Origin of the sequence: Streptomyces sp. NPDC014801 (assembly GCF_043082085.1) — a bacterium.
Classification (GTDB): domain Bacteria; phylum Actinomycetota; class Actinomycetes; order Streptomycetales; family Streptomycetaceae; genus Streptomyces.
In genome coordinates this window covers 488209-503982 of sequence record NZ_JBIBXG010000001.1, presented here as the reverse complement: position 1 = coordinate 503982, position 15774 = coordinate 488209, and the positions used below count along the sequence as shown (strand labels likewise).

General features: G+C 73.4%; 16 protein-coding genes. 2 read left to right on the top strand and 14 right to left on the bottom strand.

Annotated features, from left to right (window positions below):
• Nucleotides 1-5: 5 nt before the first annotated feature.
• The gene (locus ACF1AL_RS02190; RefSeq protein ID WP_366834709.1) at nucleotides 6-827 is read right to left on the bottom strand and encodes a helix-turn-helix transcriptional regulator; all 822 of its coding nucleotides are present in this window, start codon (nucleotides 825-827) and stop codon (nucleotides 6-8) included.
• Between the two features lie 145 nt (nucleotides 828-972).
• On the opposite strand from ACF1AL_RS02190, the gene ACF1AL_RS02185 reads away from it, so the two are divergent.
• The gene (locus tag ACF1AL_RS02185) at nucleotides 973-2397 is read left to right on the top strand and encodes an MFS transporter (RefSeq protein ID WP_391659440.1); all 1425 of its coding nucleotides are present in this window, start codon (nucleotides 973-975) and stop codon (nucleotides 2395-2397) included.
• 284 nt (nucleotides 2398-2681) lie between these two features.
• Here the strand turns inward: ACF1AL_RS02185 and ACF1AL_RS02180 are convergent, their stop codons facing one another.
• From ACF1AL_RS02180 to ACF1AL_RS02155, 6 genes are all read right to left on the bottom strand, one after another.
• A complete protein-coding gene (locus ACF1AL_RS02180; protein ID WP_391659441.1) occupies nucleotides 2682-3041 on the bottom strand; it encodes an MmcQ/YjbR family DNA-binding protein in 360 nt (119 codons plus the stop codon).
• Nucleotides 3038-4348, bottom strand: a complete 1311-nt coding sequence (locus ACF1AL_RS02175; RefSeq protein ID WP_366834592.1) for a hemolysin family protein — start codon at nucleotides 4346-4348, stop codon at nucleotides 3038-3040. The genes ACF1AL_RS02180 and ACF1AL_RS02175 overlap by 4 nt, the downstream gene beginning before the upstream one ends.
• 7 nt (nucleotides 4349-4355) lie before the next feature.
• Complete coding sequence (ybeY, locus tag ACF1AL_RS02170; protein ID WP_366834591.1) at nucleotides 4356-4853, bottom strand: rRNA maturation RNase YbeY; 498 nt, start codon at nucleotides 4851-4853, stop codon at nucleotides 4356-4358.
• A gap of 14 nt (nucleotides 4854-4867) precedes the next feature.
• Complete coding sequence (locus tag ACF1AL_RS02165) at nucleotides 4868-5938, bottom strand: PhoH family protein (protein ID WP_391825344.1); 1071 nt, start codon at nucleotides 5936-5938, stop codon at nucleotides 4868-4870.
• 427 nt (nucleotides 5939-6365) lie between these two features.
• Entirely contained in the window at nucleotides 6366-7475 is a 1110-nt protein-coding gene (locus ACF1AL_RS02160; RefSeq protein ID WP_391825343.1) for a carbohydrate kinase family protein, read from the bottom strand.
• Nucleotides 7476-7585: 110 nt separating this feature from the next.
• Nucleotides 7586-8875 (bottom strand): glucarate dehydratase family protein, encoded by a 1290-nt coding sequence (locus ACF1AL_RS02155; RefSeq protein ID WP_391694897.1) that lies wholly within the window; start codon nucleotides 8873-8875, stop codon nucleotides 7586-7588.
• A 352-nt stretch (nucleotides 8876-9227) separates the two neighbouring features.
• Between ACF1AL_RS02155 and ACF1AL_RS02150 the strand changes: the two genes are divergently transcribed.
• Entirely contained in the window at nucleotides 9228-10454 is a 1227-nt protein-coding gene (locus ACF1AL_RS02150; protein WP_391825342.1) for an MFS transporter, read from the top strand.
• A 15-nt stretch (nucleotides 10455-10469) separates the two neighbouring features.
• On the opposite strand, the gene ACF1AL_RS02145 is transcribed toward ACF1AL_RS02150, so the two are convergent.
• The 7 genes from ACF1AL_RS02145 to ACF1AL_RS02115 form a co-directional block, all read right to left on the bottom strand.
• Nucleotides 10470-11477 carry an adenosine deaminase gene (locus ACF1AL_RS02145; RefSeq protein WP_366834586.1) on the bottom strand — a complete coding sequence of 336 codons (1008 nt, stop codon included), beginning with the start codon at nucleotides 11475-11477 and terminating at the stop codon, nucleotides 10470-10472.
• A gap of 20 nt (nucleotides 11478-11497) precedes the next feature.
• A complete protein-coding gene (locus ACF1AL_RS02140) occupies nucleotides 11498-12403 on the bottom strand; it encodes a ribonuclease Z (protein ID WP_366834585.1) in 906 nt (301 codons plus the stop codon).
• A 5-nt stretch (nucleotides 12404-12408) separates the two neighbouring features.
• Entirely contained in the window at nucleotides 12409-12762 is a 354-nt protein-coding gene (locus ACF1AL_RS02135) for a histidine triad nucleotide-binding protein (protein ID WP_384208925.1), read from the bottom strand.
• A 72-nt stretch (nucleotides 12763-12834) separates the two neighbouring features.
• Entirely contained in the window at nucleotides 12835-13359 is a 525-nt protein-coding gene (locus tag ACF1AL_RS02130; protein ID WP_366834583.1) for a hypothetical protein, read from the bottom strand.
• Nucleotides 13360-13427: 68 nt separating this feature from the next.
• Nucleotides 13428-13820, bottom strand: coding sequence for a VOC family protein (locus ACF1AL_RS02125; RefSeq protein ID WP_366834582.1), 393 nt, complete (start codon nucleotides 13818-13820; stop codon nucleotides 13428-13430).
• A 16-nt stretch (nucleotides 13821-13836) separates the two neighbouring features.
• Nucleotides 13837-14583: a 16S rRNA (uracil(1498)-N(3))-methyltransferase gene (locus tag ACF1AL_RS02120; RefSeq protein WP_384208920.1), complete on the bottom strand. Its 747-nt coding sequence runs from the start codon at nucleotides 14581-14583 to the stop codon at nucleotides 13837-13839.
• Nucleotides 14580-15665 (bottom strand): nitronate monooxygenase, encoded by a 1086-nt coding sequence (locus ACF1AL_RS02115; RefSeq protein ID WP_391694886.1) that lies wholly within the window; start codon nucleotides 15663-15665, stop codon nucleotides 14580-14582. The genes ACF1AL_RS02120 and ACF1AL_RS02115 overlap by 4 nt, the downstream gene beginning before the upstream one ends.
• Nucleotides 15666-15774: the final 109 nt, after the last annotated feature.

The window sequence follows — 15774 nt, the reverse complement described above, 5'->3', positions numbered from 1 at the left end:
ACCGCTCACCCGGCGACGGGGTACATCGTCCCGCGGCGGGCCTCCGGGGAGGCCAGCCACTCCAGCTTCGCCGCGGTGTTCGCCTCCTCCATCGGGGTGTGCAGCACGATCGTCAGATCGGGCCGGGCGGGCACCTTCAGCGCCGTCGACTCGATGACGAGCAGCCCGACCAGCGGATGGTCCAGCTCCTTGCGGATCTGCCCGGCGTCCTCGATGTCCCGCTGCTCCCACAGCCGGACGAAGTCCTCGCTGGCGGCGCTGACTTCGGCGAACACGGCCTGGAAGCCCTCGTCGTCGGGCCGGGCGCTGGAGGCGGCGCGGAACTGGGCGACGACCTTGCGCGCGTTCTCCTCCCAGTTCGTCACCCGGGAGCGGAAGAGCGGCTCGGTGAAGAACTCCACCAGGCAGTTCTGCTGCACGTCGGGCCGCATGCCGAGCACCAGCGCGGCGGCGTCGTTGTACAGCACGCAGTTGTAGTAGGCGTCCATGATGTGCGCCGGGTACGGCATCCAGGTGTCGATCAGCCGGCGCAGCCCGTCGCACATGTCCCGCTTGCCCGGCGCCACTTCGGGCACCGGCGGGTTGAGCCCGGCCAGCAGGTACAGGTGGCGGCGCTCGGCGTCGCTGAGCCGCAGCACGCGCGCCACGGCGTCCAGCACCTGCGGGGAGACGGAGATGTCGCGGCCCTGCTCCAGCCACTGGTACCAGGACACGCCCACCCCGGCGAGCACGGCGACCTCCTCGCGCCGCAGGCCGGGCGTGCGGCGCCGGGGCCCGCCCGCGGGCAGCCCGGCCTCCACCGGGGTCACCCGGGCGCGCCGGCTCATCAGGAACTCGCGCAGCTCGCTCCGCCGTCGGGTCTTCAGTACGTCTGTGGGCACGGACAGATCCCCCTCGCGCTGTCTGGTGGTGCCACCACCACCATAAGCGGCGACTCCCCAGCCGTGTTCCGCACCCGGCAGGCTCCTTGCCATGGCGATCGACACCACCACCACCCAACCCGCCGCTCCGGTCGGCGATCCGCTCGGCGCCCCCCGGCTGTCGACGCGTGACAAGCTCGTCCTGTTCGTCCTGTGCGCGGCCCAGTTCATGGTCGCGCTGGACTTCTCCGTCCTGAACGTCGCGCTGCCCGTGCTGGGCGCCGACCTCGGCATGAGCCCCTCGGCGCTGCAGTGGGCGGTCACCGCGTTCGCGCTGCCGTCCGGCGGCTTCCTGCTGCTCTTCGGCCGGGTCGGCGACCTGTTCGGCCGCCGCCGGCTCTTCCTGGCCGGTCTGGCCCTGTTCGGCACGGCCTCGCTGCTCGCGACGCTCGCCTGGGACCCGGCGTCGTTCCTGGCCGGGCGGGCCCTGCAGGGCCTGGGCGCGGCGGCGATCGTGCCGACCGGCATGTCCCTGCTGACCACGACGTTCCCGGAGGGCCCGGCCCGCGACCGCGCCCTCGGCATCTCCGGCACGCTGCTGTCGCTGGGCTTCACCGTCGGCATGGTGGCCGGCGGCGTCCTCACCGACGTGCTCGGCTGGCGCTCCACGATGGGCCTGCTCACCGTGTTCGCCCTGATCGTGCTGCCGCTCGCGCCGGGGCTGCTGCCCGAGTCCCGCACGCCGCAGCGGCCGCGTCTGGACGTGCCGGGCGCGGTGACCGTCACGGGCGGCCTGCTCGCGGTGATCTACGCCCTGTCGACGGCCGCGGACCACGGCTTCGCCCGCGCCGACGTCCTCGTCGCCCTCACGGTGGGGGTGCTGCTGCTGGCGGCCTTCGTGCTCGTCGAGTCGCGTTCCGCGGCACCGCTGGTGTCGCTGCCGATGCTGCGCCGGCGCACGGTCGCGTGGGGCAACGTGGGCGGTCTGGTCACCTTCTCGATGATGTCCACCGTGGTCTTCGTGCTCACGCTGTACCTGCAGGAGGTGCTGCGTCTGTCGGCCTTCCAGACCGGGCTGGTCTTCGGGGTGCAGGGCGTGCTGTCGGCGGTCGCCGGCACCTTCGCGCCGAGGGTCATCGGCCGGTTCGGCGCGCGCCGCACGCTGGTGGCCTCGCTCACCGGGCAGGGCGTGCTGGTCGCGGCGCTGCTGGGCCTCGGCTCGGGCGGCTGGTCGGTGTGGCTGGCCACGGGGGCGGTCGCCCTGGCCAGCATGTGCCACCTGGGCGCGATCATCTCCTACGGCCTGACCGTCACCTCCGGCGTCCCGGACGAGGAGCAGGGCCTGGCCACCGGCCTGGTCACCTCCACCCAGCAGGTCGGCATCACCGTCGGCATCCCCCTGCTCGGCGTCCTGGCGACGACCGCCGACGACCTCCTGACGGGCGTACGCACGGTGATCGCCCTCGACGCGGCGATCGTCCTGACGGCGGCAGCACTGCTGGCCCTGGGCCTGCGCACCCGCCGCACAGCGGCCTGACGGTACGACGGGGGGCCTACGGGGCGAGGCCGTACGAAGAGCGCGGGAGCCGGGCCGACGAGGGGGTGGCCCGGCTCCCGCGCAAACGGTGTGTCGAACACAGGGGCCGCGGATCCGCTTGCGGCAGCCGCGAGCGGGGTTGCCCGATCCGGTCGAGGGCGACGGCGGCCGTGGCTGTGGGGCAGCCTCGGCCGGGCGGTCGTCAGGCCCGGTCGGCCGCCCTGCCGGGCAGCGGCCGAGGCAGGGCCGACCGGGCGCGGGGCAGGCCCGTCGGGCCGGGTGGGTCAGGGGCGGTCCAGGCGGAGGCGGTCCGCTCGGGGGAGGCCGGCGACCACCAGGTCGTAGGAGTCCTCGACGAGTTCGCGGACGAGGGCGTCGGGGAGATCACCGTCGGCCGTGACCGTGTTCCAGTGGCGCTTGTTCATGTGCCAGCCGGGGACGATCAGGCCCTCGTGCTCGCGGCGGAGCCGGATCGCGTCCTCCGGGTCGCACTTGAGGTTGACCGTCAGGGGCCGCGCGTCCAGCTGGGTCAGCGCGAACATCTTGCCCAGCACCTTGAACACCGAGACCTCGGGCCGGAAGGGGAAGTCCTCCTCGGCCGCGTTGAAGGACAGGCAGACGGCGCGCAGCTCCTCGGGCGTCACTCCGGCTTCTCCTCCTCGCCGTCGGCCTCCTCGGCGGGGGCGACCGGTTCGACCAGCACCGTGACGATCTTGTTGCGGCGCCCGGCGGCGGACTCGGCGGTCAGCCGCAGCCGGCGCCCGTCGGGCAGCTCGACCACGCTGGACGCGCCCGCGATGGGCACCCGGCCGAGGGCCTTGGCCAGCAGACCGCCGACGGTCTCCACGTCCTCGTCGTCGTAGGCCTCCAGCCCGTACAGCTCGCCGAGGTCGCCGATGTCGAGGCGGGCGGTGACCCGGAAGCGGTCGGCGCCCAGCTCCTCCACGGGCGGCAGCTCCCGGTCGTACTCGTCGGTGATCTCGCCGACGATCTCCTCGAGGATGTCCTCGATGGTGACGATCCCGGCCGTGCCGCCGTACTCGTCGATGACGACGGCGACGTGGTTGCGTTCCTTCTGCATCTCGCGCAGCAGGTCGCCGGCGTTCTTGGTGTCCGGCACGAAGACGGCGGGCCGCATGGCCGTGGACACCAGGTCGCCCTCCGCGTCCCGGTTGATGTGCGTCTTGCGGACCAGGTCCTTGAGGTAGACGATCCCGACGATGTCGTCCTCGCTCTCCCCGGTGACCGGGATCCGGGAGAACCCGGAGCGCAGGGCGAGGGTGAGGGCCTGCCGGATCGTCTTGTACCGCTCGATGGTGACCAGGTCGGTGCGCGGCACCATGACCTCGCGCACCAGCGTGTCGCCCAGCTCGAACACCGAGTGCACCATGCGGCGTTCCTCGGCCTCGATCAGCGACTCGGCCTCCGCGAGGTCGACCAGCGCGCGCAGCTCCGCCTCGGAGGCGAAGGGGCCGCGGCGGAAGCCCTTGCCGGGGGTGAGCGCGTTGCCGATGAGGATCAGCAGCGACGGGATCGGGCCCATGACCCGGGCCAGCGGCAGCAGCACGTACGCCGCCGCGGTCGCGGTGTTCAGCGGGTGCTGGCGGCCGATGGTGCGCGGGGAGACCCCGACGGCGACGTACGACACCAGCACCATCACGGCGATGGCCACCAGCAGCGCGCTGGTGGTGCCGGAGAACTCCTGCAGGCAGGCGTAGGTGATCAGCGCGGCGGCGGCCATCTCGCAGGCGACACGCACCAGCAGCGCCACGTTGAGGTAACGGGTGGGGTCGGCGGCGACCTGGGCCAGCTTGGCGCTGCCGCGGCGGCCCGACTTCACGGCCTCCTCGGCGCGGAAGCTGGAGACCCGCGCCAGGCCCGCCTCCGCGCAGGCGGCGAGCCAGGCGACGACGACCAGGGCGATCGCGCCGAGGACGATCTGCGGACTCATGACCGGCTTACGAGACGGTCGGCGCCGGGGACGGCCCGGTCAGCCCCCGCTCGGCCCGCCAGCCGTCCACGATGGCCGCCTGCAGGCCGAACATCTCGGCCTTCTCGTCCGGCTCCTCGTGGTCGTAGCCCAGCAGGTGCAGCACCCCGTGGACGGTGAGCAGCTGCAGCTCCTCGTCCATGGAGTGCTTCGTCGGCGCCTCCGCGCCCTGCTTGGCGGCGACCTCCGGGCACAGCACGATGTCGCCGAGCAGGCCCTGCGGGGGCTCGTCGTCGTCCTTGGACGGCGGCCGCAGCTCGTCCATCGGGAAGGACATGACATCGGTCGGCCCGGGCAGGTCCATCCACTGCACATGGAGCTGCTCCATGGCGTCGGCGTCCACGACGATCACCGAGAGCTCGGAGAGCGGGTGGATGCGCATCCGTGCGAGCGCGTAGCGGGCGATGTCGAGGATCGCCTGCTCGTCGACCTCGGTTCCGGACTCGTTGTTGACGTCGATCGACATGGTGCTGTGAGTGTCTACTTCCCCTTGTGCCCGGACTTGCCCCGGCCGGCCTTGGGCCCGCCGTTCTCGGTGCCGTGCTTGCTGTCGTACTGCTCGTACGCGTCGACGATACGGCCGACCAGCTTGTGCCGGACGACGTCCTGCGACGACAGCCGGGAGAAGTGGACGTCCTCGACGCCGTCCAGGATCTCCTGGACCTGGCGCAGGCCGGACTTCTGCCCGCCCGGCAGGTCGACCTGCGTCACGTCACCCGTGATCACGATCTTCGAGTCGAAGCCGAGGCGGGTGAGGAACATCTTCATCTGCTCGGGGCTCGTGTTCTGGGCCTCGTCCAGGATGATGAAGGCGTCGTTCAGCGTGCGGCCGCGCATGTACGCGAGCGGCGCGACCTCGATCGTGCCGGCGGCCATCAGCCGCGGGATCGAGTCCGGGTCGATCATGTCGTGCAGCGCGTCGTAGAGCGGGCGCAGGTAGGGGTCGATCTTCTCGTAGAGCGTGCCGGGCAGGAAGCCCAGCCGCTCGCCGGCCTCGACCGCGGGCCGGGTCAGGATGATCCGGTTGACCTGCTTGGACTGCAGGGCCTGCACGGCCTTGGCCATGGCGAGGTACGTCTTGCCGGTACCGGCGGGGCCGATGCCGAAGACGATCGTGTGCTTGTCGATCGCGTCGACGTACCGCTTCTGGTTGAGGGTCTTGGGGCGGATGGTGCGGCCCCGCGAGGACAGGATGTTCTGCGTGAGCACCTGGGCCGGGGTCTCCGGCCCGTCGTTCGTCCCGGCGTCGCTCGCCTTGAGCATGGCGATCGAACGTTCCACGGCGTCCTCCGTCATCGGCTGCCCGGTGCGCAGCACCAGCAACATCTCTTCCAAGACGCGCGAGATGAGGGCGACGTCCGTGGGGTCGCCGGCCGCGCTGATCTCATTGCCCCGGACGTGGATGTCGGCCGCCGGGAAGGCCTTCTCGATCACGCGCAGCAGGGAGTCGCCGGAGCCCAGAACGGTCACCATCGGGTGCTGGGCGGGGACGGTGAACTGTGCCTTCGCCTGCCCCTGCGCGGGGGTGTGAGCAGTGGGTGTCTGAGTCATGGGCCGGCGCCGCGCGCCTGCGGTTCCTCCTCGTCACGGCCGCATGGCTTGGAGCGGCCTCGCGATTCCAAGGGTACGACGCCCCACGGACAACACCGAAGGCTTTTCCCTCCGGGGCCGGCCGCACGAACGGCGCCTGCACGGGCGGGTACGGGTACCTGCGGTGCCTGCGGGGTGGGTGCGGATTGCACGCCGGGTGCGCATACCTGCGGTGCCGGTGGGGGTGGGTGCGGATTTCACGCCGGGTGCGGGTGGGTGGGTGGCTGGTCGCGCAGTTCCCCGCGCCCCTTACGTACGTAGCTGCGGGCAGTCGTGCCGCTGGGGCGGCACGGGTGGGCGCAGCGGCACCCCGTACCGCCGGGCAGCGCACCCCACGGCGGTCACCGCAACCCTGGGCACAAGCGCACCCAGAGGCACAGTTACAAGATCACGTCGCGTGGCGGAAGCCGATCGTGGGGACCGCCCGCCGCAGCGGCCAGCACGCCGCCCGTTCCTCCGGCACCAGCCCGTCCAGGAACGCGTACCGCCGCAACGCCGCCGGATCCTGCCCGTCCACCGACCGCACCTTGCGCCACCACGCCCCGATCTCCGCCCACCCCGGCGCCGACAGCGACCCGCCGAACTCCTGCACCGACAGCGCCGCGGTCAGCCCCGCGAAGGCGAGCCGGTCGGCCAGCGGCCACCCCGCCAGCGTCCCGGTGACGAACCCCGCGACGAAGACGTCCCCCGCCCCGGTCGGGTCCAGCGCCTCCACGGCGATCGCCGGCACCTCCGCGGACTCCCCGGTGCGCCGGTCCACCGCGTACGCCCCCTCCGCGCCGAGCGTGACGACCGCGACCGGCACATGCCGGGTCAGCGCGTGCGCCGCCGCCCGCGGGCAGTCCGCGCCGGTGTAGCGCATCGCCTCCTCGGCGTTGGGCAGGAACGCCTCGCAGTGCTCCAGGTCCGCCAGGCCCGCCAGGTCCCACGCCCCGGTGTCGTCCCAGCCGACGTCGGCGAAGATGCGGGTGCCGCGGCTCGCGGCCGTGGCGATCCAGGGGGCGCGCCGCCCGGGCGTGAGGGAGGCGACGGCGGCGCGGGCGTGCGGCGGGTGGTCGGGCGCGGGCTCCTCCGGCGGAGGCTCGTGGCCGTGGGAGACCATCGTGCGCTCGCCCTCGTACGCCATGGACACGGTGACCGGGGAGTGCCAGCCGGGAACGGTCCGCGACGGCGAGAGGTCGATGCCCTCGCCCCGTTCCAGCGCGTCCCAGCAGTACTCGCCGTAGTGGTCGTCGCCGAAGGCGGCCGCGAGGGAGGTGCGCAGCCCGAGCCGGGCGAGCGCGGTGGCCATGTTGGCGACGCCGCCGGGGCTGGAGCCCATGCCCCGCGCCCAGGACTCGGTGCCGCGCACGGGCGCGGAGTCGAGGCCGGTGAAGATGATGTCCAGGAAGACGGTGCCGGTCAGGAAGACGTCCCAGGGCGGATCACCGGCCCTGCGCCGGGCGGCGAGCGGGTCGACCTGGGACCGGCGGTCGCGGTCCTCTCCCATGGATCCCATCGGTCCCATGGCTCCGGTGGACGGGGTCACGGTGCGCTCCCTGACGTGGTGCGGTTCTGGCCAGTTTGCACCACCCCACCGGCAACGCGCCGCCCCCGGCCGCCGGAAGATCACCAGCGGGGCATCGCCGGGGTGACCCATCCGGGGTCGACGGCCCGCATCGCGGCCGCGTCGTCGCGCTCGCGCAGCCGGCCGTCGTCGTCGCGCCACCGGCGGTGCAGGAACGCGAGCCGGTCCCGGTCGAGTTCCACGCCGAGCCCGGGGGCGTCGCTCACCGCGATCCGGCCGTCCTCGAAGGTCAGCCGCTCGGTGAGGACGTCCTCCGCCTGCCACGGGTAGTGGGAGTCGCAGGCGTGGTGGAGGTTCGGCACGGTGGCGGCCACCTGGGTCATGGCGGCGAGCGAGATGCCCAGGTGGGTGTTGGAGTGCATGGAGACGCCGACGCCGAAGGTGCGGCAGATCGCGGCGAGTTGCTGGGTGTTGCGCAGTCCGCCCCAGTAGTGGTGGTCGGAGAGGACGACCTGCACGGCGTCGCGGGCGAAGGCCTCCTTGATCTCGGCGAAGGTGGTCACGCACATGTTGGTGGCCAGCGGCACGCCGGTCCCCCGGGCGACCTCGGCCATGGCGGGCGTGCCGAGGGCGGGGTCCTCCAGGTACTCCAGGACGTCCCCGAGTTCCTGGGCGACCTTCAGCGAGGTCTCCACGGACCAGGCGCCGTTGGGGTCGAGCCGCAGCGGCCGGCCGGGGAAGGCCTCGGCCAGCGCGCGGATCGCCGCGATCTCCTGCTCGGGCGGGAAGACGCCGCCCTTGAGCTTGAAGGAGGTGAAGCCGTGGCGCTCGGTGAAGGCGCGGGCCTGCGCGACGATCCCGGCGGGGTCCAGGGCCGCGCCCCAGTCGTCCGGCTCGGCGGGCACGCCCTGCGGATGCGCCGCCCACTTGTAGAACAGGTACGCGCTGTACTCGACGGCGTCGCGCACCTTGCCGCCGAGCAGCGCGTGCACGGGCAGCCCGAGCGCCTTGCCGAGGGCGTCCAGGCAGGCCACCTCGAAGCCGGAGACGACGGACAGCCGCAGTTTGTCGGCGGTCTGCACCCCGCGCAGTCCGCCGACGTCGACCCGGCCGGAGACCGTCGCGGCGTCCACGGCGATCTCGTCCGCCACCCTGAACAGCCCGTTCAGGTCGCTGACCGGGCGGCCGAGCAGCCGCTGCGCGAAGGGCCGGGCCAGGTCCAGGTACTTGGTGTCGCCGTAGGTCTCCCCGACACCGGTGATCCCGTCGGCGGTCTCCACCTCGACGATCAGCCGGGGCGTGTAGGGCTGGTGGACGCCCTGGGTGTTCAGCAAGGGCGGGTCGGCGACCAGGATCGGGGTGAGGCGGACGTCGGCGATGGTGAGGTTCACCGGGCGGCCCCGTCCGTCGTCCGGCTGCGTGACCCGTCGTCCGTGCGCCGGTCCTCGGCCACCGACCTCATCTCCTCTTGTAGAGGGCGTCCATGTATGCAGACAAAGGCTATGGATGCGAACGGGCAGCGTCAATGGCCCGCCTGGACGACTACCGCTCCCCCAGGTGCGCGAGCGCTCGCCGCTACCCCGCCTCATTCACCCCGAAACCGAACGTGCCGCAGATCACACCGTCCGCCCCGCCTTCCGGCCCCGCGCGCTTGATACAAATCTTGCGCGCGTTCCTGTCCGTCGACGGTCGTCGCCCATCCCCCTTTTCCGTGCCGCTCTTTCGCATGCCCTGGGAACGCCCGTGTCCGCCGCCCGCACCACGCCCTGGCCCCTCGTCGCCCTCTTCACGGCCGGGTACCTCGCCCCCTACCTGCTGCCGACCACCGTCGGCCGCCTCGACTCCGGCCTGCCGCTGACGGCCACTCAGGCCGGCGCCGTCGGCAGCGCCCTGCTGCTCGGCTCGGCGACCGCCGGCTTCCTGCTCGCCTCCCGGGTCGAGCGCATCGGCGCCCGCCGCCTCGCCCGCCTCGGCCTCGCGCTCGCCCTCCTCGGCTACGGCGGCGCGGCGCTCACCGGCCTCGTACCGGCCGTGGTGGCGGGCGCGGTGATCGGCGGGTTCGGCTCCGGCACGATCACCGCCGTCGCCGCCACCGGGATCGCCGCGCAGCGCGATCCGCACCGCACGACCACCCTGGGCCTGCTCGGCGTCTCCGCGCTGGCGGCCGCCCTGTGCCTGACGATCCCTCACCTCGGCCCGGGCCACGCCCAGCCGCTCGCGGCGATCGCGCTGACCGCCCTCGCCGTCTGGCCCCTGACGTCCCGTCTGCCCGCGAGCGCGCCCGCCGCCCCGCACACCCGCCGCGCCCCGGCCACCCGCCTCCCGCACCTGCGGGCCGGTCTGCTGCTGGCCGCCGCGATGCCGTGCTGGTCGCTGGCGCAGAACGCGCTGTGGGGGGTGAGCGGCCGCATCGGCCTCACCCAGGCCGGTCTGTCGGAGTCGGCGGTGGGCGCGGTGTTCGCCGTGGCGCTGGTCGCGGGCCTGCTCGGGGTGACGGGCGCGGGCGCGCTCGGCCCCCGGTTCGGCCGCGTGGCCCCCATCGGCGCCGGGACCGCCCTGATCGCGGGGTGCATCGTCCTGAGCGCGTCGGCGACCGGGCTCACGTCCTTCGCGGCCGGCGAGATCGCCTGGAACACGCTCTACCCGATCGTGCTGTCGTACCTGATCGGCCTGGCCGCCTCGCTGGACCCGCAGGGCCGCTGGGCGGTGCTGGTCGGCTCCGCCTCCTCGCTCGGCACGGCGGCGGGCCCGCTCACCGGGAGCGTGCTGGCCGCGCAGGCCGGTTTCCCGGTCATGGGCGCGGTCCTGGCGGCCGGCCTGCTGGTGGTCGCCGTCCCGATGACGGCGGTCGCGCGGGCGGCCGGCCGGCGTCCGCTGCCGGTGGCCGGGACGGCGGTGGAGACGGCCGTGGTCGAGATCCCCGTGGACAGCCCTGCCCCACTGGCCCGCGAGACGACCCCGGCCTCCTGAGGTGCCGTCCGGCGCCTAGGCCCCGGAGGAGGACGGGAAGACGTACGCCTCGACCTCGGCGAGGTAGCGGGCCCGCCGCTCCTCGTCGTCGTCCAGGAAGGACGCGAGGAAGGAGTTGCGGGCCAGCTCCCGCAGCCGGTCCTCGCCCAGGTGCAGCTCACGGCGTACGGCGTCGAAGTTGTCGCCCGCGTAGCCGCCGAAGTAGGCGGGGTCGTCGGAGTTGACCGTGCACAGCAGCCCGGCGTCGAGCATGGCGGGCAGCGGGTGCTCGGCGAGGACGTCCACGGTGCGCAGCCGCACGTTGGACAGCGGGCACAGGGTCAGCGGCACCCGCTCCCGCACCAGCCGCTCCACCAGCGCGGCGTCCTCCATGCAGCGCAGCCCGTGGTCGACGCGCTCGACGCCGAGGACGTCCAGGGCCTCGGTGATGTACTCCGGCGGGCCCTCCTCGCCGGCGTGCGCGACGCGGCGCAGACCGAGCGCGGCGGCGGCCTCGTACACCTCGCGGAACTTCGCCGGCGGGTGCCCGACCTCGGCCGAGTCCAGCCCGATGCCGGTGATCCGGTCCAGGTAGGGCTTGGCGGCGTCCAGGGTCTGCAGGGCGGACTCGGCGGACTCGTCGCGCAGGAAGCACAGGATCAGCCGGGTGGAGACGCCGTGCCGGGCCTCGCTGGTGCCGAGCGCACGCCACAGCCCCTCGACGACCGTGCCCATGGCCACGCCCCGGGCGAGGTGGGCCTGCGGGTCGAAGAAGATCTCCGCGTGCCGCACGCCCTGCGCGGCGGCGCGGGCGAGGTAGGCGTCGGCGAGGTCCTCGAAGTCCCGCTCGGTGCGCAGCACCGTCATCAGGGCGTAGTAGAGGTCGAGAAAGGACTGCAGATCCTCGAACCGGTACGCCTCGCGCAGGGCGTCCTCGTCGGCGTAGGGCAGCTGGACACCGTTGCGCTCGGCGAGCGCGAAGGCCAGCTCGGGCTCCAGGGTGCCTTCGATGTGAAGGTGCAGTTCGGCTTTCGGCAGAGGCATCGAAATATCGTACGCCGCTGTCACCGACGCTTCGGAACCGGAACCCGCAGCAGATCGTGGGCCACGGTCAGCTCCCCCTCGAACCCGGCGGCCCGCGCCTGCCGCTCGAACTCTTCCGGCTCGGCGTAGCGCTGGCTGAAATGGGTGAGCACCAGGTGCCGTACCCCCGCGTCCCGGGCCACCGTCGCGGCCTGCCCGGCGGTCAAATGGCCGTGCTCCTCGGCGAGCCGGACGTCCTCGTCGAGGAAGGTCGACTCGATGACGAGCAGGTCGCACCCCTCGGCCAGGGCGTGCACCCCGTCGCACAGCCGGGTGTCCATGACGAAGGCGAACCGCTGCCCGCGCCGCACCTCGCTGACGTCCTCCAGTCGCACCCCGTCGAGCACCCCGTCGCGCTGGATGCGGCCCACGTCCGGCCCCTTGATGCCGTGCGCGGCGAGCCGTTCGGGCAGCATGCGGCGCCCGTCGGGCTCGACCAGCCGGTAGCCGAAGGACTCCACGGGGTGGGACAGCCGGCGCGCCAGCAGCGTGTAGCCGGCGGTGGAGGCGATCACCCCGTCCTCGGCCACCGGCGCCTCGGTGATCCGCACGGTCTCCCGGTAGGCGGTGGCGTACCGCAGCCGGTCGAAGAAGCGCTGCCCGGAGCGCGGGTAGTGGGCGGTGACCTGGTGCGGGACCTGGTCGAGGTTGATCCGCTGGATCACCCCGGCCAGCCCCAGCGAGTGGTCGCCGTGGAAGTGCGTGACGCACAGCCGGTTCAGGTCGTGGGCGGCGACGCCGGCCCGCAGCATCTGCCGCTGGGTGCCCTCGCCGGGGTCGAAGAGGAGACCCTCGCCGTCCCAGCGCAGCAGATAGCCGTTGTGGTTGCGGTGCCGGGTCGGGACCTGGCTGGCGGTGCCGAGGACGACCAGTTCGCGGACGGACACGGGGCTTATCCGGGGGGCCAGTTCAGGCCGCGGCCGCCGAGGACGTGGGCGTGCGCGTGCCACACGGTCTGGCCGGCGCCGCTGCCGGTGTTGAAGACGATCCGGTAGCTGTCGAGCTTCTCGTCGTCGGCGACGGCCTGCGTCTCGCGCAGCACGTCCGCGGCCAGCTCGGGCGCCTCGGCGGCGAGGGCGGCGGCGTTGACGTGGTGCGCCTTGGGGATCACCAGGACGTGCGTGGGCGCCTGGGGGTTGATGTCACGGAAGGCGACGGTCGTCTCCGTCTCGCGGACGATCGTCGCCGGGACGGACCCCGCGACGATCTTGCAGAACAAGCAGTCGTCCTGCGGCTCCCCTGCCATGCGTGCCTCCTGACACCGGGTTGATCGCGTACGGAGGCATCGTAGCGAGTGGCCGCGGCGGCGCGGACCGCGTCACTTGCCCTGGACGGGCCAGCAGGTGGGATCGCCCTGGCACCAGATGGTCCGCGTCACGGTCACGGTGACGGTCGGACGCGCCGGTCCGGGCCCGTTCCCGGGAGGCCTCACCGGTGAGGGGGTGGCGTCGCAGTCGCCCAGCCCGCTCACCCGGAACACCTGCCTGCCGCCGACCCGGGCGGTCAGGTCGCCCCGCACACAGGCCCCGTCGACGGCCCGGGTCACCCTGCCGGTGACGGTGATGTCCCGGCCGTCGTTCGTCTGGCCCCGGCAGTCGACGGTGACGACGGTCTGCTCGGTGGCCGAAGGGGTGGCGCCCCGGTTCCCGTAGCCGCCGGTGCAGGTCAGCCACCGCACGTCCACGTGCCGCCGCTGCAGCTCCTTGGTCGCGGTCTGGTCGGTGGTGTAGGCGACGGCGGCCGAGCCGATCCCCCCGACGGGGTCGCAGCCCACGACTCCGCCGACGGCCACGACCACCAGGCCGGCCGCGGCCGCCACCGTCGTACGCGTCGAAGCGCCCATGCAGGGCAGCGTGCCATCACCGCACCGTGAGCGGTAGAGCACATACGGCCACCATGCGGCGCGGGCGGCTATCCGCGCAGCAGCAGCCACTCCTGCAGTTCGACCACGTTGCCCTCCGGGTCCTTCAGGTGGGCGACCCGCATCCGGTCGGTCATCGGGGCCGGGCCGTGCAGCAGGACGGCGCCGCGCGCGGTGATCTCCGCGCAGTACGCGTCCAGGTCGTCGACGCGCAGCACCACCAGCGACCGGTGGCCGGTCGCCGCCTCCCCGAGCTCCTCCAGCACCGCGGCCATCATCGCCCGGTCCTGCAACGCGATCCCGGCCGAACCGGCGGCCGGGCTGAACTTCTCGTACGGCCCGTCCGCCGCGCCGGACTGCGGCTTCAGGCCCAGCACATCGGCGTAGAAGCGGTAGCAGGCGGCGAAGTCGGTGACGAGCAACCGGACTTGGGCGAGTTCCACGCAGTCCCCCCAGGTGTCAGGACCAGCGGCCCGTGCGGCCCAGCAGCAGGGCCGCGGCGGCGGTGCCGGCGGTCGAGGTACGCAACACCGTAGGCCCGAGGACGTACGCCGTGGCACCCGCCTCCTCGAACAGCGCCAACTCGTCGCGGGCGATACCGCCTTCGGGCCCGACGACCAGCACGATCTCCCCCGCGGCGGGCAGGTCCGCGGTGGCGAGGGACGCGCTGACCCGGTCGAAGTCGGAGTGCAGCACGGCCGCGAAGTCCGCGCCGGCCAGCAGCGCCGCGACCTGCTTGGTCGTGGCCGCGTCCGCGACCTCGGGGAAGCGCACCCGGCGGGACTGCTTCCCGGCCTCGCGCGCGGTGGTGCGCCACTTGCCGAGCGCCTTGTGGCCGCGCTCGCCCTTCCACTGCGTGATGCACCGGGCCGCCTGCCACGGCACGATCGCGTCCACGCCCACCTCGGTCATGGTCTCCACGGCCAGCTCACCGCGGTCGCCCTTCGGCAGCGCCTGCACCACGGTGATCCGCGGCGCGGGCGCGGGCTCCTCCACGACCGCGGCCAGGTCGACGACCAGCCGGTCCTTGCCCTCCACGGCGGTCACCGCACACACCGCGTACCGGCCGGCGCCGTCCGTCAGCACGACCTCCTCGCCCGCCTGGAGCCGCTTGACGGACACCGCGTGCCGTCCCTCGGGGCCGTCCAGGACGAAGGGGCCGCGCTCGGCCGGAAAGCTCTCGACGACGAAGACGGGCGCGGTCATCGCACCTCACCCCCGTGGGCGCCGCGCGACAACGCTGTCCGTGCCGCGTCCAGTTCGGCGACCAGCACCTCCACCAGCCGCCCGGCCGGCAGCGCCCGCGCCATGCGGTGCCCCTGGCCCGCCCACAGCGCCATTCCCTGCGCGTCCCTCGCCTTCGCGGCGGCCTTGCGCAGCGGCGCGGTCAGATGGTGGATCTCCGGGTAGGCGGCCGGCGCGTACGGGCCGTGCTCGCGCAGGAACCGGTTCACCAGGCCGCGCGCGGGCCGCCCGGAGAAGGCCCGGGTCAGCTCGGTGCGCACGAACAGCGGGTTGGTCAGCGCGTCCTTGTGCAGCTCGTGCGCCCCGGACTCGGCCGTCGCGAGGAACGCCGTGCCCAGCTGGGCGGCGCTCGCCCCGGCCGCGAGCACCGCGGCGATCTGGCTGCCCCGCATCAGTCCGCCCGCGGCCACCACCGGGATCGACACGCTCTCGCGGACCTGCGCGACCAGCGACAGCAGCCCGACGCCGGACCCGTCGTTCTCCGGCACGTCCCGGTGCGTGCCCTGGTGACCGCCGGCCTCCACGCCCTGGGCGATCACCGCGTCGGCGCCGGAGCGCTCCACGGCCACCGCCTCCTCCGCGGTCGTGGCCGTGACGAGCACGAACGTGCCGACGCGGTGCAGGGAGTCGACGACCTCACGGCTCGGCACGCCGAAGTGGAAGGAGACCACCGGCACGGGGTCGTCGCGCAGCACGGCGAGCTTGGTGTCATAGCCGTCGTCGCGCCCGCTGTCGGGGTCGCCGAGCTCGGTGTCGTACCAGGTGGCCTCGCCGGCCAGCTGGTGCGCGTAGACCTCGACGGCGCCGGACTCCGCGTACTCCGGCTGCGGCATGAAGAGGTTGACGCCGAAGGGGCGGCTCGTCAGGCTCCGCAGCTGCTTGATCTCCTGGTACATCCCGTCGGCGGTCTTGTATCCGGCGGCGAGGAACCCGAGGCCGCCCGCCTCGCAGACGGCGGCCGCGAGAGGCGGCACGGAGACGCCGCCCGCCATGGGTGCCTGCACGATCGGGTGGGGGAAAAGACCGGTCAGCGCGGTGGACATGACGGCATGGTGTCACGTCCCCCGGACAAGTCAGAATCCACCCGTCCTGTTGGCATAGGCCACCGGAATGGGTGGCTCACCCCCACCCGCGCCCGGCGGGCCGAAGGCG